The sequence below is a fragment of the Mesorhizobium sp. M2A.F.Ca.ET.037.01.1.1 genome (assembly GCF_003998075.1).
GTDB lineage: Bacteria > Pseudomonadota > Alphaproteobacteria > Rhizobiales > Rhizobiaceae > Mesorhizobium.
Map to the genome: position 1 here is coordinate 1 of NZ_RZSA01001129.1, position 1,937 is coordinate 1,937.

Below are 1,937 nucleotides of genomic sequence, written 5' to 3' on the forward strand. Positions count from 1 at the left end.
GAAGAAGACGACGATGAACTCGTCGAAGGAAATCAGGAAAGAAAGCATGAAGGCCGACAGCACGGCGGGCGCGCTCAGCGGCAGCATGACACGCCGGAACGTCGTCCAGTCGGAAGCGCCGAGATCGAGCGCGGCTTCGCGGATCGTCTTCGGGATGGCGGCGAAGCGGCTGCGCATCACCACCACCGTTGTCGGCAGCGCGACGAGGATGTGGCCCAGCACGATCGAGACGCGCGAGGGGCCGAGGCCGATGAGGTTGACCAGAATCAAGAGCGAAATGCCGACGATGACGCCAGGGATCAGGATTGGCAGCCGGGCGATGGCGCTGATCGTGGCGGCGAGTGGGGAGCGGCCGTAGAGGTCCATATAGGAGACGGTGATGCCGCAGAGCGTCGCCCCGCAGGCGGCGATGACGCCGATGACCAGGCTGTTGCCCAAGGCGCCGGACAGCGCCGGATTGCCGTAGAGCGTCTCATACCATTCAAGCGTGAAACCCTGCAGCGGAAACGCCGCCTGGATGGAGTTGTTGAAGGAAAACAGCGGGATCAAAAGCACGGGCAAATAGAGGAAGACGAGATAGCCGAGCACATAGAGGCCGAGCCAGCCGCCGCCTGCGTTGATGTCGGCCCGCCCGCTCATGTGCGGCTGCCGAACCTGCGGTCGGCGCCGCGCGCGACGAGCACCACGCACAGGATCACCAGCATGACGCAGACAGAGAGCGCGGCGCCGAACGGCCAGTCATTGGCCTTGCCGAACTGCGACTGGATCAGCGTGCCGATCATGGTGCTGGCTGGACCGCCGACCATGGCCGGCGTGACATAGTCGCCGACCGTCGGCACGAAGACGACGAGCGCGGCGGCCAGCACGCCCGGCATGGAATTGGGCAGCACGACGCGGCGGAAGCTGGTGAAGGGCCGCGCGCCGAGATCGGAGGCGGCTTCGAGCAGCGATTTCGGGATCGTGTCGAGCGCCACATAGATCGGCAGGATGGCGAAGGGGGCGTAGGCATGGGCGAGCGTGACCACCACCGCGGCCGGCGTGTTGAGGAAAGCCAGCGTCGGCTCCTTCCAGAGGCCGGTCTCGATGAAGGCGGAATTCAGCACGCCGTTATAGGCGAGCACGATCTTCCAGGCGAAGACGCGCAAGAGGTAGCTGGTCCAGAACGGCAGGGTGACGAGGAAAAGCAAAAGGTTGCGGCGGCGGCCGGCATGGAAGGCGAGGTAATAGGCGACCGGATAGGCGGTAACGACCGTCGCAAGCGTGACCAGGCCGGCAATGACCAGCGAGCGCAGCGTCACCGTCCAGTAGAGCGGATCGGTGGCGACGGTGAGGAAATTCTCCGCCGTTAGGCCGACCCCAAGCAGCGAGCCGTCATTGCCCCTGAAGGCGAGGAAGACCACAAGGCCGAGCGCAAAGAGGATCAGGAAGAATGTGACCAGCCCGCCCGGCAGCAGCATGGCGAAGCGGAAGACCGGCGAGATGCGGTTTTCCGGCAAGGGCCGTGCTGCAACGACGGTCGACGACATTGAACTGCCCATCGGAATTCTGAAATCGCCTAATGATTTTTCATATTCATGAAACTGTCAAGCTGAATCGCTTGTGCGCTGCACACGTTCGGCGTCAGCGCTCAAAGGCATCGAGCATGCGATACCAGGCAATTGCCGCGGCAACGCCGATCTGCCGAAAGGCGTGGAACGGGATCGGCCGGATCGGCGACAGCGGGAAGGGCAATTGCCTGGCATCGCCGCTGGCGAGGTAGTTCGCCATGCGCTTGCCGAGCGCGCTCATCAGGCCGACGCCCCTGCCCTGGCAGCCGACGACGGCAAGCAGGCCCTTTTCCGGTTCATGCAGATGCGGCAGGTGATCCGGCGTCAGCGCCACTCGGCCGAACCAGCGCTTCTCGATGGCGATGCCGGCAAGCGCCGGATAGAGGCGGG

General features: G+C 64.4%; 3 protein-coding genes. All 3 read right to left on the bottom strand.

The window, feature by feature from the left end; all coding sequences use genetic code 11:
- On the bottom strand, positions 1–639 hold a 639-nt coding region (locus tag EOA27_RS34220), incomplete at its 3' end, for an ABC transporter permease (protein ID WP_145970749.1).
- Positions 636–1,526 carry an ABC transporter permease gene (locus tag EOA27_RS34225; protein WP_126078639.1) on the bottom strand — a complete coding sequence of 297 codons (891 nt, stop codon included), beginning with the start codon at positions 1,524–1,526 and terminating at the stop codon, positions 636–638. The genes EOA27_RS34225 and EOA27_RS34220, both read right to left, overlap by 4 nt.
- Positions 1,527–1,620: 94 nt before the next feature.
- Positions 1,621–1,937 (bottom strand): FAD-dependent oxidoreductase (locus tag EOA27_RS34230; RefSeq protein WP_145970750.1); only part of this gene is annotated, 317 nt, incomplete at its 5' end.